At 71.1% G+C, this 15,225-nt stretch carries 13 protein-coding genes; 10 read left to right on the forward strand and 3 right to left on the reverse strand.

Annotated elements, in window-relative coordinates; translation table 11 throughout:
- The coding region (locus ACVCAG_RS38740; RefSeq protein ID WP_447191330.1) for an endo-1,4-beta-xylanase at positions 1 to 520 on the reverse strand (520 nt) is incomplete at its 3' end.
- A gap of 1,005 nt (positions 521 to 1,525) precedes the next feature.
- On the opposite strand from ACVCAG_RS38740, the gene ACVCAG_RS38745 reads away from it, so the two are divergent.
- The 8 genes from ACVCAG_RS38745 to ACVCAG_RS38780 all read left to right on the forward strand — a co-directional run bounded on the left by ACVCAG_RS38745 (position 1,526) and on the right by ACVCAG_RS38780 (position 9,309).
- A complete protein-coding gene (locus ACVCAG_RS38745; protein ID WP_440085726.1) occupies positions 1,526 to 2,509 on the forward strand; it encodes a BtrH N-terminal domain-containing protein in 984 nt (327 codons plus the stop codon).
- A 62-nt stretch (positions 2,510 to 2,571) separates the two neighbouring features.
- Positions 2,572 to 3,237 carry a TetR family transcriptional regulator gene (locus ACVCAG_RS38750; protein ID WP_440085725.1) on the forward strand — a complete coding sequence of 222 codons (666 nt, stop codon included), beginning with the start codon at positions 2,572 to 2,574 and terminating at the stop codon, positions 3,235 to 3,237.
- Positions 3,234 to 4,409: an acyltransferase family protein gene (locus ACVCAG_RS38755; protein WP_440085724.1), complete on the forward strand. Its 1,176-nt coding sequence runs from the start codon at positions 3,234 to 3,236 to the stop codon at positions 4,407 to 4,409. The genes ACVCAG_RS38750 and ACVCAG_RS38755 overlap by 4 nt, the downstream gene beginning before the upstream one ends.
- Before the next feature lie 100 nt (positions 4,410 to 4,509).
- Entirely contained in the window at positions 4,510 to 5,337 is an 828-nt protein-coding gene (locus ACVCAG_RS38760) for a trypsin-like peptidase domain-containing protein (RefSeq protein WP_440085723.1), read from the forward strand.
- 29 nt (positions 5,338 to 5,366) lie between these two features.
- Positions 5,367 to 6,356, forward strand: coding sequence for an AAA family ATPase (locus ACVCAG_RS38765; RefSeq protein WP_440085722.1), 990 nt, complete (start codon positions 5,367 to 5,369; stop codon positions 6,354 to 6,356).
- 6 nt (positions 6,357 to 6,362) lie between these two features.
- Positions 6,363 to 7,247 (forward strand): DUF58 domain-containing protein, encoded by an 885-nt coding sequence (locus ACVCAG_RS38770; protein WP_440085721.1) that lies wholly within the window; start codon positions 6,363 to 6,365, stop codon positions 7,245 to 7,247.
- A gap of 52 nt (positions 7,248 to 7,299) precedes the next feature.
- Positions 7,300 to 8,250 (forward strand): vWA domain-containing protein, encoded by a 951-nt coding sequence (locus ACVCAG_RS38775; protein ID WP_440085720.1) that lies wholly within the window; start codon positions 7,300 to 7,302, stop codon positions 8,248 to 8,250.
- Complete coding sequence (locus ACVCAG_RS38780; RefSeq protein WP_440085719.1) at positions 8,251 to 9,309, forward strand: VWA domain-containing protein; 1,059 nt, start codon at positions 8,251 to 8,253, stop codon at positions 9,307 to 9,309.
- Positions 9,310 to 9,337: 28 nt separating this feature from the next.
- On the opposite strand, the gene ACVCAG_RS38785 is transcribed toward ACVCAG_RS38780, so the two are convergent.
- A complete protein-coding gene (locus tag ACVCAG_RS38785) occupies positions 9,338 to 10,411 on the reverse strand; it encodes a saccharopine dehydrogenase NADP-binding domain-containing protein (protein ID WP_440085718.1) in 1,074 nt (357 codons plus the stop codon).
- A gap of 72 nt (positions 10,412 to 10,483) precedes the next feature.
- Here ACVCAG_RS38785 and ACVCAG_RS38790 point away from each other — a divergent pair, with 72 nt between their 5' ends.
- Together ACVCAG_RS38790 and ACVCAG_RS38795 are read left to right on the forward strand one after the other, a co-directional pair.
- Positions 10,484 to 11,431: a helix-turn-helix domain-containing protein gene (locus tag ACVCAG_RS38790; protein ID WP_440085717.1), complete on the forward strand. Its 948-nt coding sequence runs from the start codon at positions 10,484 to 10,486 to the stop codon at positions 11,429 to 11,431.
- A gap of 1 nt (position 11,432) precedes the next feature.
- Positions 11,433 to 11,711, forward strand: a complete 279-nt coding sequence (locus ACVCAG_RS38795) for a nucleotidyltransferase domain-containing protein (protein ID WP_440085716.1) — start codon at positions 11,433 to 11,435, stop codon at positions 11,709 to 11,711.
- A gap of 145 nt (positions 11,712 to 11,856) precedes the next feature.
- On the opposite strand, the gene ACVCAG_RS38800 is transcribed toward ACVCAG_RS38795, so the two are convergent.
- Complete coding sequence (locus ACVCAG_RS38800) at positions 11,857 to 15,057, reverse strand: CARDB domain-containing protein (protein ID WP_440085715.1); 3,201 nt, start codon at positions 15,055 to 15,057, stop codon at positions 11,857 to 11,859.
- Positions 15,058 to 15,225: the final 168 nt, after the last annotated feature.

Here is a 15,225-nt window from a genome sequence, read left to right on the forward strand (position 1 = left end):
AGGCGTAGATCTTGCCCTTGTAGTGGTTCATCACGCCGTTGATGTGGTTGATCATCGCCTGGCGCAGCGCGTTGCCCGACATGGCCTCCATCCAGCCCGGCTGCTGGGAGTGCCAGGCCAGCGTGTGGCCGCGCACCCGCTTGCCGTTCTGCACGGCCCAGTTGTAGACCCGGTCACCGCTGGAGAAGTTGAACTGGTTCTGGTTGGGCTCGGTGGCGTTGATCTTCATCTCGTTCTCGGCGGTGATCATGTCGAACTCGCGGTTCGCGATGGTCGTGTACTGCGAGTCGCCGAGCTTGCCGGCGCTGATCGCGGTGCCGAAGTAGCGCCCGCTCTGCTGGGCCGCCGCGCCGAGCGTGGTGGCCGCGGCACCGGCAGAAGCGGCACCGGCGGAGACCGGGCCGGTCACCGCCGTGAGCGTGCCGAGCACGAGAGTGCCGAGGGCGCCGGCGACCAGGGCCCGGCGAAGGCCGCCGAGAGGTCGCCGGGTACGGGGCGGGGGTATGGCGTTCGTGCCCATGTCTGAGCCTCCATAACTGCGTCACGGGTGAAGGGGAATGCGGGGATGTCCCCCGTGGACTCGACACCGCGCCCGCCCTCGGGCGCACACCACCAAGGCATCAAGGACGCGGCTCCCCGCCGAACCGTGTGGCAGAGGGGGCCGCCTCGGAGACTCAGTGTGGAAACACGTCCGAAACTTGTCAAGGCTTAAGCGAAACTTTCGGTTAACACATTCGCTCCCGGCGCCGAATTGCGTGGAGGGGAGCGGAATTGGCATCCCGAAAATTTCGCCATGGCCCCGTTCCAGGCCAAGGCCTGTATGAACGTTTCATCATGGGGCCTCATCAGCCGGATGAGCCATCGCGATAAGACCAGGTGAATCCACGATCAGCTCCGTGCCACCGATGTGAAGACGTCTCCGGTCCTTGACAGGGGCTTCACCGCTCGTGTGTGATCCCCACCACCACCACCTCCATCCACTCAACGGAGAGGGGCCCGGCCAAGCGGACATCTGATGTGAGTGCTGACAAGCGTGGCGTCCCGCAGCCGTGACTGTCCTGATCACAAGAGAGCGACTCCACTGTCGACGATGTCCGAATCTTGGTTCGGGCACATATCCCGTGCTCTCCCCGCGGCGGGGCCGACGGCCTGGTGATCATGGTGAATGCCGGTTTCGGAATCGCTCGCAGTCTTCTTTCCCATCTGCCGCACGGTCCGACCGGTCCTCAACAGGTTCAGGACCTTCCGGCGGAATTCAGGGGAATGTCTCCTTCCCATGCCGTCCCATGCCGTCCCATGCCGTCCCATGCCGCTCTCCTCTCAACGAGTGGCACAGGGATCCAGGAACCCGCCTCCACGAAAGCCGGGGTCCATCGAGTGCGAGTCCGGTCTCGGCTGGACTCTCCCACTGTGGGAGGCCTCATGCTGCTCCCGGCGGTCCCCAGCGGTTGACCCTGAAGGTGTTCAGGGGTGGGGACGGTGTGACCGTTCGCCGCGTCGGCATGAGGCATGAGGAGAGCGACGCATGACCATCGTGAAGGACATCGAGGCCCGCGGCATGCGTCACTGCGAGACGACGGCGCTGGGAGTGCTGTTGCGGCACGAGGGACTTGATCTGTCCGAGCCCATGCTGTTCGGGCTGGGCGCGGGCCTGTCCTTCATCTACTGGGACAGCAAGGGCATGGCGTTCCCCTTTCTCGGAGGCCGTGTCAAGCCTTTCGACCTCACCAGGAACCTGACCGCCAGGCTGGGGCTGACGTTGACGGCCAAGGAGACCACCTCACCGCGCAAGGCGTGGGAGAACGTGACCGCCCCCATCGACGCCGGTCGGCCGGTCGGTCTTCAACTCGACTGCTACCACCTGGACTATTTCCACTCCAAGGTGCACTTCGGCGGCCATGTCGTCGCCATGTACGGCTACGACGAGCACGACGCCTACCTGGTGGACACCGACCAGCAGGGAGGAGCCGTGCGCACCAGCCGGGCCGGCCTCGCCACGGCGCGCGCCGAACGCGGCCCGATGACCGCCAGGAACCGGTCCTTCACCGTCACCCTGCCTGCTCACCCGCCCTCCTGGCAGGACCAGATCATCCCCGCCATCAGAGACTGCGCCGACGCCTTCCTCGCCGCTCCCATCGCGAACCTGGGCCACCGCGGCATCGAGAAAGCCGGCAAGAAGGTGCCCGGATGGCTGCTGCGCGCCGGCGAGCCGCGGCGGGACCTGCCGCAGGCCGCTCTCCTCATGGAGAAGGGCGGCACCGGCGGCGCCCTGTTTCGCGCCCTCTACCGTGACTTCCTCGGCGAGTGCGCCCGGCTGATCGACGACGGCGACCTCCGTACCGGTCACCGGCTGTACGCCGAGGCCGCCGTCCTGTGGACGGACGTGTCCACTCTGATCGAGAAAGCCGGAGAGAGCGGCGACGCGGGGTACCTCGAGCAGGCCGGCGTCATCCTCCACGATCTTTCGCGCATCGAGAGGGACGCCATGCGGGTGCTGCGTCGGCTGTAGCTCAAAGGAATCCCGGACCGCGGTGAGTTGCGGCTCCTGACCGTGCGTACTATTTTTTGACCATGCGGCCAGAAAACAAGCCGAGCGACCAGAAGCAGTCGTCGTTCATTCAGGAGGCCCGGCGCGCGCAGATCATCGAGAGCGCCATCGAGACCTTCACGGAGCTGGGCTACGCCAACACCTCTCTGGCGCACATCGCCGAGCGCGCCGGCATCAGCAAGGGCGTGATCTCGTACCACTTCGCTGGTAAGACCGAGCTGATGGAGCAGATCGTCGAGCAGGTCTACCGCGACATCGCCCAGTTCGTCGTACCGCGGACGGAGAGGGAGACCACGGCGGCCCGCGCGCTGCGGGCGAACATCCGCGCGGTCGCCGAGTACATGCGGGGTCACCGCTCCCAGCTGCTCGCCCTCGGAGAGATCTTCAACAATTTCCGCGCCCCCGACGGCAGGAAGCGCTACGGCGTCGCCTTCAACGAGCCGATCTACCGGGACCGGGAGACGTTGTTCCGCCTCGGCCAGCAGAACGGCGAGTTCCGCTCCTTCGACCCCCGCGTGATGTCCGTCACCGTGCAGGCCGCGATCGACGCCATGTTCGCCTACTGGGTGACCCATCCCGACCACGACCTGGAAGCGCACGCGGACGAGCTGGCGGACCTGTTCGAGCACGCCGCCCGGGCCGACCCCCCTGGACAAGCCGACCCCCCCGAAGAAACGGCGAACCGATGACACAGCCCGTCAACCGGCCGACCGCGCAGGCCACGCCCTCCACCCCCTCCCCGCGCTCCCCGAGGCTTCTCCATGTCGACAACCTGCGCACCGCCCTGATGGCACTCGTGGTGATCCACCACTCCGTGATCGCCTACAGCAACGTCCCGCGCTGGTACTACACGGAACCGCCGTCCGACCCCTCGGGAACGCTCCTGGACCTCGTGATCGTGCTCAACCAGGCGTTCTTCATGGGCGCCTTCTTCCTCATCTCCGCGCTCTTCGTGCCCGGCTCCTACGACCGCAAGGGGACCGGGCGGTTCCTGAGGGAGCGGCTGCTGCGCCTGGGGGTCCCGCTGCTGCTCTGGCTGCTGGTGCTCCGCCCCCTGGCGACCGCCGGCAGATACGCCGCCGCGAGAGACGCCGCCCTCCAGCAGGGGACCGAGCTGCCCTACTGGCAGTTCTATCTGCGCTCGTTCACCCCCGGGCCGATGTGGTTCGTGGAGGTGCTGCTGGTGTTCAGCGCGCTCTACGTCCTCTGGCGGCAGCTGGCCGTCAGGGACCGGCACGCGTCCGAACCGGCTCCGGCCACGGGCCGGGCGCCCGGTGCCGCCACGATCGCCGGGTTCACCGTCGGGCTGGCCCTGGTGACCTACCTGTGGCGCATCGTGGTGCCGATGGATGTCTCGATCCTGGGACTGCCCACCCCCGCCTACCTGCCGCAGTACGTGGCGCTGTTCACCGTCGGGCTGATCGCGGCCCGGCGCGGCCGGCTGGAGGGCCTGTCCAGAACGGCCGGCCGGGTCGGGTTCGCCGTCGCGGCCGTCGCCGCGGTCGCGCTCCTCCTCGTCCTGATCTCCGCCGGAGAGGCGATCCTGGGCGGGGGGACCCTGCCGTCCCTGATAGCGGCGACCTGCGAGTCCGCGCTCGCCGTCGGCGTCATCCTCGGCCTTCTGGTGCTGTTCCGGGAGCGCTTCGGCCACCAGGGACGCCGCCGCCGGTTCCTGTCGGCGCACGCCTACACCGTCTACGTCATCCACCCGGTCGTGCTGGTCGCCCTGGGCCACGCCCTTCGCGACGTGCAGGCGCCCGCGGTCGCGAAGGGCGCGCTGCTCGCCGTCCTCGCGCTGCCGCTGTGCTGGGCGACGGCGTACCTGGTACGCGCCCTGCCGGGCGCCAGGAAAGTGCTCTAGACCGTATCCGTGCCGCGCGCGGGGCTGCGGGGATCGGTTCTCAGGGAGTTTTCAGGCGGAGTTTGTAGCACTTTCAACTGAAATTTATGAGTATGGGGCGATGGAGCGCGTGCCGCACGAGGCCGATGCGGCCGGGGCTCGGGGAGCCGTGGCCGGCAGGGTTCGGCGGTCCGTCGTCGGGGGCGGTGCACTCGTCGTCGTGGCGCTGCTCGCGTACTGGCTGGGAAGCGGCGGCGGGAGCGGTGAGGAGGCCGCGCCCGGGCCGAGCGCGACGCCGACGCCCGGTGCGACGCTCACGGTGCCCGACGTCTTCAAGAGGGTCGGGCCGTCGGTGGTGGTCGTCCAGGCCGGGAAGTCGCTCGGAACCGGGGTGATCGCGGCCGAGGACGGGACGATTCTCACGGCGCACCACGTCGTCCAGGGCACCTCGGGCAAAGGCGCGAACAAGGATGCCGAGGACGTCACCGTGACGTTCGCCGACGGCACCAGGACGAAGGCCGCTGTCGCGTCGTCGAATCCCAAGCTCGACGTCGCGACCCTCAAGCCGGCGAAGCTGCCGGAGATCGTCGTCCCTGCGACGCTCGGCGGCGCCGCGACCGTGGGCGCGCCCGTCGTGGCGATCGGCAATCCGCTGGGCCTGACCTACAGCGTCTCCACCGGCGTCGTGTCGGGCCTGAACCGGACCGCCGACCGGACCGCCAAGGACGGCGGCCTGAACGGGCTCATCCAGTTCGACGCCTCCGCGAACCCTGGCAGCTCCGGGGGTCCCCTCCTGGACGCTCGCGGCCTGGTCATCGGGATCGTCGTCTCGATCGCCGACCCGGGAGGCGACGAGGCGTTCGCCGGCATCGCGTTCGCGGTGCCGATCGGTGCGGCCCTGGGCGGCGGCGAGGGCGACGGGCCGCCGGGCGACGGGCCCCAGATCTGACCGAAGCGTCACGAGGAGAGAAGCAGCACATGACCTCGACCAAGTCCTCCGAGTCGGCCCATCCGCTCGAACATGTGCTGTTCGAGGTCAAACGCACGATCGTCGGGCAGGACGTCCTGCTGGAGCGCATGGCCGTCGCGTTGGTCGCCGACGGCCACCTGCTCGTCGAGGGCGTGCCGGGCCTGGCCAAGACGCTCGCGGTGAGGTCGCTGGCCGCCGCGATCGCCGGGAGTTTCCAGCGCGTCCAGTTCACCCCCGACCTGGTGCCGGCCGACCTCGTGGGCACGCGGGTCTACCACCAGCACTCCGGGGAGTTCAGAACCGAGCTCGGCCCGGTGTTCGCGAACCTGCTGCTGGCCGACGAGATCAACCGCGCTCCCGCCAAGGTGCAGAGCGCCCTGCTGGAGGTGATGCAGGAGCACCAGGTGACGATCGGCCGTGAGACGTTCCGGGTGCCCGAGCCGTTCCTGGTCATGGCGACGGAGAACCCGATCGAGTCGGAGGGCACCTACCCGCTGCCCGAGGCGCAGGTCGACCGTTTCATGATGAAGGTGGTCGTCGACTATCCGACGCAGGCCGAGGAGCAGGCGATCGTCAGGCGAGCGCTGCGCCCGCCCGAACCCCCGCAGCCGATGGTGACGGCCGAGGACCTGATCGCGATGCGGGCCCGCGCCCGGCAGGTGTACGTCGATCCGGCGATCGTCGACTACGCGGTACGGCTGGTCTCCGTGACGCGTTCCCCCGCGACGGCCGGGCTCGGCGAGCTGGAACGGTATGTCACCTACGGGGCGAGCCCGCGGGCGTCCATCGCGCTCGTCACGGGCGCCCGGGCGCTGGCGTTCCTGCGCGGCCGCGACTACGTCCTGCCGCACGACCTGTCCGAGCTCGCGCTCGACGTGCTGCGCCACCGCCTCGTGCTGTCCTACGAGGCCCTCGCGGACGACGTCGACGCCGACACGATCGTCACCAGGGTGCTCGGGGCCGTCCGGGCGCCCGACGTCGTCCTGCAGAATCGCTGAACCGCCATGGCCACCGCCTCCGAGAGGCTCCTGCTCCGCCTGGAGTGGAAGGTCGTCCGCAGGCTCGACGGCCGGCTCCAGGGCGCCCACCGCACCGCGCACCGCGGCTCCGGGATCGACTTCACCGGGTTACGCGCCTACGGCGACGGCGACGACGCCCGGCACATCGACTGGAACGTGACCGCACGGCTGGACGAGCCGCACCTGCGCGTGTTCACCGAGGACCGCGAGCTGACGGTGTGGCTCGTCCTCGACCGGTCGGCGTCGATGGCGGCCGGCCGGCCGGGGCGCGGCAAGCACGACGTGCTCGCCGAGCTCGCGCTCGTCCTTGCCCGGCTGTTCGGCCGGGGCGGCAACCGCGTCGGCGCCCTGCTGTTCGACACCGGGACGCCGCGCGTCGTGCCGCCCGGCACCTCCCGGCGGCACGCGCTGCGGATCGGCGCCGAGCTGGAACGCACCTCCACGGCGCGCGGCGGCGCCACCACCGACCTGGCGGAGATGCTCGACGCGGCCGGACGGCTCGCGCGCCGCCGCGCGCTCGTCGTCGTGCTGTCGGACTTCATCGGCGACGGCGACTGGGAGCGCTCACTCCAGCGCCTGGCCCGGCGGCACGAGGTGGTCGCCCTGCGGATCGTGGACACGGCCGACGACGTGCTGCCCGAAGCCGGGCTGATCGTGGTCGAGGACGCCGAGACCGGCGAGCAGCTCGTCGTCGACTCCGCCGACCCGCTGTTGCGGGTCCGCCTCCGCGCCGCCGTCGACGCCCGCGACGCCCGGTTGGAGGCGGGCATGCGCCGGGCCGGGGTGCCCGTCCACCGCGTCGACACCGACCGCGATCTGGCCGAGGCGCTCGTCGAGGTCGTCGCCCGAACCGGAAACCGGTCGCCGTGACCGGGCTCGTCGAGGTCGTCAACGGACACCCGAGACCGGCGAAGGAGGCCTCATGACCCTGTCCTCCTGGCTGCCGGCGGTCGTCGGACTGCTCGTCACGGCGGCGCTCGCCTGGGCGGCCGTCGTCTCGGCGCGCCGCCGGACGGCCGCCCTCGCCGCGGCCGGGGTCGCCGTGCCGGGTGGCCACCGGGCGTACCTCGGAACCGGCCTGACGATCGCCGGCGTCGGGGTGCTCGCGATCGCCGCCGCCGGACCGGCGGCCATGGTGCCGGTCCCGCGGGCCGCGGGCACCGTCATCCTCGCCGTCGACGTCTCCAACAGCATGGGTGCCGACGACGTCGCCCCCACCCGGCTGGCGGCCGCGCAGCGGGCGGCCCGCGCGTTCGTGGCGGCGCAGCCCGACAGCGTCGACATCGGAGTCGTCGCGTTCGAGCGGGGTGCGCTCACCACCGCACGGCCCGACGCCGACCACTCCGTCGCGCTCAAGGCCATCGACCGGCTGAAGATCACCGGCGGCACCTCGCTGGGGACGGCCATCACGGCCTCCCTGTCGGCGATCACCGGCAGGCAGGTGGCCGTCGGCCGCGACGGCACCGCGCCCGACATCGGCTACTGGCCGTCCGCGACGATCGTGATGTTCTCCGACGGCCAGAACCAGGGCGCGGACGTCGAACGGGCCGCCACCGTGGCCCAGCGGGCGGGCGTCCACGTCCACACCGTCGGGGTCGGCACCACGGCCGGGGCGACGGTGAAGGTCGACGGCTACCACCTGCAGACCTCGCTCGACGAGGACACCCTCACCTCGATCGCGCGGACCACCGGCGGCGCCTACCACCCCGCCTCCGACACCGCGCGGCTCGACGGGATCGCCGACACGATCGACCTGCGGCTCACCGTCTCCGACGAGCCGCTGCCCCTCGCCGGCGGGCTGATCGGGCTCGCCCTCGCGCTGCTCACCGCGGGCGCGGCGCTCAACGTGCTCCGGTCTGGACGGGTGATCTGAATGTCGTTCTCATGGCCGTGGGCGCTGCTGTCCATCCTGGTCATCCCGCTGATCCTCGCCATCCGCGAGTGGGCGCGGCGCCGCCGCCGGCGGGCCGCCGTGCGCGTCACCTCGATCGCGCTCGTACGCGGCGCCCTGCCCGGCCGTACGCGCTGGACGCGGAAGATCCCCGCGGCACTGTTCGTGGCCGGACTCGCGCTGCTCGCGGTCGGGGCCGCGCGGCCGCAGGCGTCGGTCCCGGTGCCGCAGACGTCGGTGACGATCCTGCTCGCGCTCGACACCTCCGGCTCCATGTGCTCCACGGACGTCGACCCCAACCGCATCACCGCCGCGAGGAAAGCCGCCGCCGAGTTCATCGAGTCGCAGCGGGGCGGGCCGCGCATCGGCCTGGTCACCTTCGCGGGCAGCGCGGGTCTGCTCGTCCCGCCCACCGACGACACCGACTCGCTGATCGAGGCGCTGGACGGCCTCACCGTGTCCCGCGGCACCGCGATCGGGCAGGCCATGCTCACCTCGATCGACGCGATCGCGGAGGTCGACCCGTCGGTCGCCTCCACCGGGGCGAACCCCGGCGGCGGCGGGCCGGGTTACGCCGGTGCCGCGATCATCGTGCTCACCGACGGCGCCAACACCCAGGGCGTCGACCCGCAGATCGCCGCCCAGGAGGCGGCCCTGCGCCGCGTCCGCGTCTTCCCCATCGGCTTCGGCACCACGAACCCGGCCCCGATGGTCTGCGACAACTCACAGTTCGACGGCCGCGGCTACGGCGGCTGGGGCGGCGGCTCCGGCGGCCGCGGCGGATTCGACAGGGGCCGCAACCCCCGCGTCATCGACGAGCCCGCGCTCAAGCGGATAGCCCAAACCACCGGCGGCTCCTACCACCGCGCCGAGAACGCCGGCCAGCTCCAGAGCGCCCTCGACGCCCTCCCCCGCAGCTTCACCGTCGTCCACCAGCGGGTCGACACGGCCGCCGCCTTCGCCGCCGGCGGCGCCGTCCTCGTCACCGCGGCCCTGTCCCTCTCCCTGTGGTGGAACCGCCCCCGGACCCCGGCCCGCTGACGTACCCGTGGCCGGCACGGGTCGCCGGTCAGCCGCGGGTGTCGAGCGAGACGTGCAACGAGAGGTGCGAGGACAGGGCGCGGAGGAAGTCCGGGGCGTCGAAGACCGCGCCCGCGGAGGCGACGCCGGTGGTCCTGGTCCGGCCGGTGAGGATGCGGTCGACGGCCTCCACCGCGAGCGGCGCGCTGACGGCGTAGATGTCCTGACCGGCGGCGGCCACGCGGCGTTCCGCGCCGCCGGAGCGGACGAGGACGTCGACGACGAAGGTCTGCGCGGAGCGGCCGCGCTCGTCGACGGCGGCCGGTGCCGGGGCACCGGGAGCGGACAGGTCCGCGGCCGCCTTGGCGGTCATGTAGGTGCGCACCTCCGGGACGGCCAGGTGGCTGGGAACGGTGACGACGTCGGCCATGGTGAACTCTCCGATGACGCTCTGGGGGCCGAGCGGAGCCGGGAAGGGCCACTCCAGGGTCGGCAGGGCGTCATCGTGGTACTCCAGCCGTCCGCCGGTGAAGCGAACACGGCGGCCACCCCGTCGCCGACTCGAGACCACGCCCGCAGCGAGCGTTCCACCGGTGGGGTGCCAGCTGCTCAGGCCGTAGGCGATGTGCGCCTCGTCCGCCGCCGTCCAGTCGCCCATCGCGGTGGTGACCAGGAGGTCGCCGAGGCCGCCGTAGAAGGCCATCGCCGGGACCACCACGGTGCCCGCGGCGCGGGTGCGCTCCGCGAAGTGCGCGAACGTGTCGACGTTCGCCTCGATCTCGGCCGCCACGTCGACATACGGGATGCCGGCGCGCAGCGCCGCCTCGACCAGCGGCGCGGCGGTCGAGGCGAAGGGCCCGGCGCAGTTGATCACGGCGGCCGCGCCGTTCAGCGCGCGGTCGAGCGAGGCCGGGTCGTCGGCCGACGCCTGCCGCGCCTCAAGCCCGGGGTGGGCCTCCGCCAGCGCCGCCAGCTTGTCCCGGTCGCGGCCGAGGAGCAGCGGGACGTGTCCGCGCTCGCACGACTCCGCGACCACGAACCGCCCGGTGTGCCCGTAGGCGCCGAACACCGCCACGATCGAACCCGATCCCATGTCTGCTCCCACGTGCTCGAAGTGCTTCATCGGGTAGATCCTGTCTTCGCCGGCCCACCGGTGCCCAGTGTCCGGAACGACACGACCCGTACAATTTCCGACATGAGTTCTTTCCCGCGCTCCGTCGCGGTCGCCGCCACCGACGGGATGCTGCACTTCGAGCTGGCCCTGGCCTGCGAGGTCTTCGGCTCCGCCCCTGACGCCGTGCCAGGCCCCTGGTACGACGTCAGGGTGTGCGGCACGCACGCCGTCCGGGTCGGCCGGTTCCTGATGGAGCCGGACCACGGGTTCGACTGGCTGGCGCGCGCCGGCACCGTGATCGTCCCCGCCCTGGCGGACGTCGACGAGGAACCGCCGGCCGAGCTGGTCGAGGCGGTGCGCGCGGCTCACGAGTCGGGCGCGCGGGTGGTCTCCCTGTGCACGGGCGTGTTCGTGCTCGCCGCCGCGGGCCTGTTGGACGGGCTGCGCGCGACCACGCACTGGGCTCACACCGAGGAACTGGCCGCGCGCCATCCCCGGGTGGAGGTCGACCCGGACGTGCTCTACGTCGACAACGGCAGCGTGCTCACCTCCGCGGGCAAGGCCGCGGCGATGGACCTGTGCCTGCATCTGGTCCGCCGCGACCACGGCTCGGCGATCGCCAACGTGGTCGCCCGCCGCCTGGTCGTGCCGCCCCACCGGGCCGGCGGCCAGGCCCAGTTCGTCACCACGCCGGTGCCCGCCCAGGACGGCCACCCCCTGGCCGAGCTGCTCACCTGGGCGATGCGGCGGCTGGACCAGCCGCTCACCGTGGAAGACCTGGCTCGTCAGGCGAACATGAGCTCGCGCCACCTGGCCCGCCACTTCCGCTCGGTGGCCGGCACCACCCCGCTGCAGTGGCTGTTGACGCAGCGGATCCGCCGCGCGCAGGAACTGCTGGAGACCACGGACGACAGCGTCGACACCATCGCCTCGGCCGCGGGCATGGGCACGGCGACGACGCTGCGCCGCCATTTCCACCGCACGGTCGGCGTGCCGCCGGACGCCTACCGCCGCACGTTCCGGCCGTGAGATGGACGACATGGCGCTGGGGGCGCTCGCACAGCGGCTGGCGCGGATCCCCGGGGTGGTCGCGGTGGTGCTCGGCGGCAGCCGTGCCCGTGGCACGCACCGTCCGGATTCGGACATCGATCTGGGGCTGTACTACCGAGGCGACCTGGACGTGACGGCGCTGCGGGCGCTGGCCGAGCAGGAGACCGGGGAGCAGACCGAGCTGACCGCGCCGGGCGGCTGGGGCCCCTGGGTCGACGGCGGCGGATCGAGCGGGTCGTGGCCGACGCGGCCGCTCTGACAGACGAGGTCAGGGCGGCCGTGTCACCTGACACGCCCCGGGTCCGGTGGAGCCGGTTCGGCTGACCCTCATACCGGCATCTCGATGGCCTCGGACGGACTCCGAGGCCATCGAGATGCCGGAGTCACGAGAGTCCGGGAAGGGGTCAGTAGCGTTCGCTGAGGTTGAGGTTGATCTCGATCAGCAGGGTCTTCGCCTCTCCGTACTTGAGCAGGTTGGCGAGGTTGTCGGGGAGCCTGAGGGTCGCATGCGCGTGGCGTACGGCCTGGCCCACGGAGTGCAGGTCCAGCCTGGCCGCCACCAGCGAGACGATCCTCGTGCCGGCGTTGACGCGCCGGTCGGCGAGGTTGAGGTAGGTCGTCAGCAGCTGGGCCCGGAGAAGCTGCGACTGGCTGAGCGAGAGGCCGAAGACATCCCTCACCTCGGCACGGGTGAGGACGCCGTCGGGGGTCGAGCCGTCGGCTCCGTCGAACCGGGTGTCGGTCGCCTGGACGCGGGCCAGGAGCTCGGCGCTCTGCCGGTCGCCGTGCAACTGCCAGGTGAGCTGCGGCCAGGGATTCCGGGTCGGGGTGACCTCGGTGATCTCGGTTGAGGCCGTGGCGCTCACCGGGGTGTAGACGCACCCGTTCGCGTTCTGGTACGCGGTGACGGCGGTGCCGGAGATCACGCTGCCGCCGGCGAAGAGCAGGCCGGGCCGCGCGGTGAACTGGATCTTACGGCTCTGGCCGCCGTCGAGCGTGCCGAGGGACCAGTTCAGCGTGGTCGTGCCGTCGGGGTTGGCGGTCACGGACGAGGGTTCGGGTCCGGCTCCCCGGTCGAGGGCCTGGTTGTAGTGGACCTCGGCCGGGAGGGTGTCGGTGAGGGTCACGCCGGTGGCGGCCCCGCTGCCGGAGTTGGTCACCGCCAGGTCGATCGTCATGGCCTCTCCGGCGTTGACGGTCCGCGGCGCGCTCCTGGTCAGGGTGAGTTCGGGGGCGTGCACGGTGGTCGTGGCCGTCGCGGTGTTGTTCGCCGTGTTCACCTCGGGATCGCCGCCGGCGTCCTTCGCGGTCACCGCCGCCCTGTTGGCCAGGACGGTCCCGTCGGCGACGTCGCACGGAACGCGGTGGTCGAAGGTCTCGGTCGTCGAGCTGGCCGCGTCGAGGTACGGGGTCGTCCTGGTCGCCGTGGTGCCGCCGGGCAAGGTGTCGGTCAGCTCGATCGAAGTGGCGGCGCCCGTGCCGACGTTGTCCGTCTTCACGTGGTAGGTGAGCGTGTCGCCGGGCAGGGCGTCGACCCGGTCGACCGATTTGGCGACGGCCAGGTCGGGGTCGTAGAAGCGGAAGAACTCGATCTCCCGCCGCATGACCCCGGTGAAGTCGATCTCGGGTCCGTGGTCGGTGTTCGCCGTGCCGTCGGACAGGGCGCCGGCGCGGTACTTGAGGTTGTTCCAGTCACGGAAGCCGAGGAGCGTGGTCTCGCGCGGGGCCGGTGCGTCGTCGTCGGCGTTGATGTCGACGCTCACCGTGCCGGTGTCGAAGATCGGCGCTCCCGCCGGGGTGAGGTTCCAGTTCCAGTTGAGCGGCCCGTTGCCCCGACCGACGCGGTAGCGGCCGGCCGGGTCCGTCCAGAACGTGAAGTCGGTGCCGTCGCCGATCCCGGTTGACTCGTCCAGGCGTGTCTTGTCCAGGGCGGGCAGCGAGACGTTGGAGTAGTCGAGGCGGCGCTGCGCGCCGGTGATGTTGATGTTGTCCCTGAGCAGGGCGGCGGGCGGCGCGATGGGGATGCCGCCGGGATCGAAGTTGTAGTTCATCACGCTGAGGTAGTTCGGTTTGTTGTTCGTCTTCTCGTCGCCGCCGTGCTCCAGGCCCAGCGCGTGCCCCAGCTCGTGCATGATCGTGCCCGACTGGTCGCGTACCGTCCCGACCTGGGCGTACTCCGCACCGGTCCCGAGGTCGTAGAGCTGCTCGTCGTCGGCCGGGGACGTGTTGTTCGCCGTGGTGTCGATGTCGCGGTCGGGGCCCACCTCGACGGTCATGCCGAGTTCCACGTCGTCACCCGCGCGGACCGTTTCCAGTACGCCGCCGCGCCCGGGGAAGATCGACGTGCCGGTCATCACGTCGTTGCCCGCCAGGACGGAGTCGAGCCTTCCGTCGACGCCCGCGGTGATCTCGGTGCCGCGGCCGAGCACGTCGTCGCCGGCGGGCGTCGTCTCCAGGACGCGGTTCGCCCCGGCCGACACGCCGGCCAGCCGCCAGGACCCGAGCGTGACGACGAAGTCCTTCACCTCGGAGCAGCAGCGGCCCGAGCTCCGGTTGGCGTTCCCCAGGTCGTGCGCGAGGATCGCGTAGTGGGCGTAGGGGCGCAGCCGGTGGTGCAGGTTGTCCCGTCGCGCCGCCGCGAACGCGGCGTCGTCCTGGGTCATGGTCGCCTGCTCGGCGACCGGCCTGCCGGGCACGTGGACGAAGTCGATGCCCTCGGGCTTGTGCACGCCCGGATAGGGGCAGGACTGCGCGGCCGTGTTCGGCAGGTCCGCCGCGTCGAAGGCGTTCACGACCTCGTCGACGGCGGCCTGCTTGGGCTGGTGCGAGTGGCCGTTCGCGGCCCCGGTCATGTAGTCGAGCTGCACGACGACCGACCTGCGGCAGGGGTCAGCGCCGAGCCGGGCAAGGTCGGCGATCATCGCGCCGTTCACGTCCTTGACGCCGAAACGCTCGATCAGGTCGGGGATGCCGTCCTGGTCCCGATCGGGGAGAGGCAGATGTTCGAGGCTGAAGCCGATCCTGACCTCCTTGCCGTCACCGAACTCGGGGAAGTTCGAATCCCCGTCACCCTTCGCGCAGGTCTGTCCCAGCTCGCGATCGTTGTCACACGGCGCGGCCGGCTCGACCCCGTCACCCGACCAACCGCCGGTGATCAGGTCATACTCGACGTTGAGCTCGACGTCACGATTGGCCGGCGAGACGTCCATCCTGTCGTCGCCGAGGCCGGCGGTGTCGTCGTCGTCCCAGATGCGGACGAGGACCGGGATCCTCGTCTGGTCGTCCTGCAGGGTGACGTTCTGGGTGAACACCCACTTCTGGTCGCCGAAGTGCGCCTGGCTCGGCCGGAACTCATCGTCCGACACGTACGCTCTGCGCTGGGTCCCGGCGGCGTCCCCGATCCTGACCTCGGGCAGGAACTCCCCTTCCTCGTCGATCCCGTCGTCGGGGACCTCGAACCGCTCGAAGTAGTCGATGCTGAACGTCACCGAAACGGTCGTGGCGGCTGCGGCGGGCAGGGCGGTCAGGATCGGTAACAGCGCGGCCAGCAACACTCCGGCGAACGAGAAGGCGACTAACCGCCGTCTCGTCGTGGTGATGGTCATGGGACACCTCTGCATATTCGGGAAAGTTGCCTCAGCGTCCGCCATGACCCGACAAAAGCCATGAGTATCCCCCTACTCAACGCGAGCGCGGCCTCGGCCGTCGGTGATGGGCCGCGGGGCGAGGACGCAGACGGCTTCGAGCGGGTCGGGCGGGCGATGTCCCGCCGG

The sequence above is a fragment of the Streptosporangium sp. G12 genome, from assembly GCF_052983175.1.

Coding starts and splice junctions, on each gene's coding strand:
- ACVCAG_RS38745 (WP_440085726.1), top strand. CDS start 1,526: ATGACCATCGTGAAGGACATCGAGGCCCGCGGCATGCGTCACTGCGAG.
- ACVCAG_RS38750 (WP_440085725.1), top strand. CDS start 2,572: ATGCGGCCAGAAAACAAGCCGAGCGACCAGAAGCAGTCGTCGTTCATT.
- ACVCAG_RS38755 (WP_440085724.1), top strand. CDS start 3,234: ATGACACAGCCCGTCAACCGGCCGACCGCGCAGGCCACGCCCTCCACC.
- ACVCAG_RS38760 (WP_440085723.1), top strand. CDS start 4,510: ATGGAGCGCGTGCCGCACGAGGCCGATGCGGCCGGGGCTCGGGGAGCC.
- ACVCAG_RS38765 (WP_440085722.1), top strand. CDS start 5,367: ATGACCTCGACCAAGTCCTCCGAGTCGGCCCATCCGCTCGAACATGTG.
- ACVCAG_RS38770 (WP_440085721.1), top strand. CDS start 6,363: ATGGCCACCGCCTCCGAGAGGCTCCTGCTCCGCCTGGAGTGGAAGGTC.
- ACVCAG_RS38775 (WP_440085720.1), top strand. CDS start 7,300: ATGACCCTGTCCTCCTGGCTGCCGGCGGTCGTCGGACTGCTCGTCACG.
- ACVCAG_RS38780 (WP_440085719.1), top strand. CDS start 8,251: ATGTCGTTCTCATGGCCGTGGGCGCTGCTGTCCATCCTGGTCATCCCG.
- ACVCAG_RS38785 (WP_440085718.1), bottom strand. CDS start 10,411: ATGAAGCACTTCGAGCACGTGGGAGCAGACATGGGATCGGGTTCGATC.
- ACVCAG_RS38790 (WP_440085717.1), top strand. CDS start 10,484: ATGAGTTCTTTCCCGCGCTCCGTCGCGGTCGCCGCCACCGACGGGATG.
- ACVCAG_RS38795 (WP_440085716.1), top strand. CDS start 11,433: ATGGACGACATGGCGCTGGGGGCGCTCGCACAGCGGCTGGCGCGGATC.
- ACVCAG_RS38800 (WP_440085715.1), bottom strand. CDS start 15,057: ATGACCATCACCACGACGAGACGGCGGTTAGTCGCCTTCTCGTTCGCC.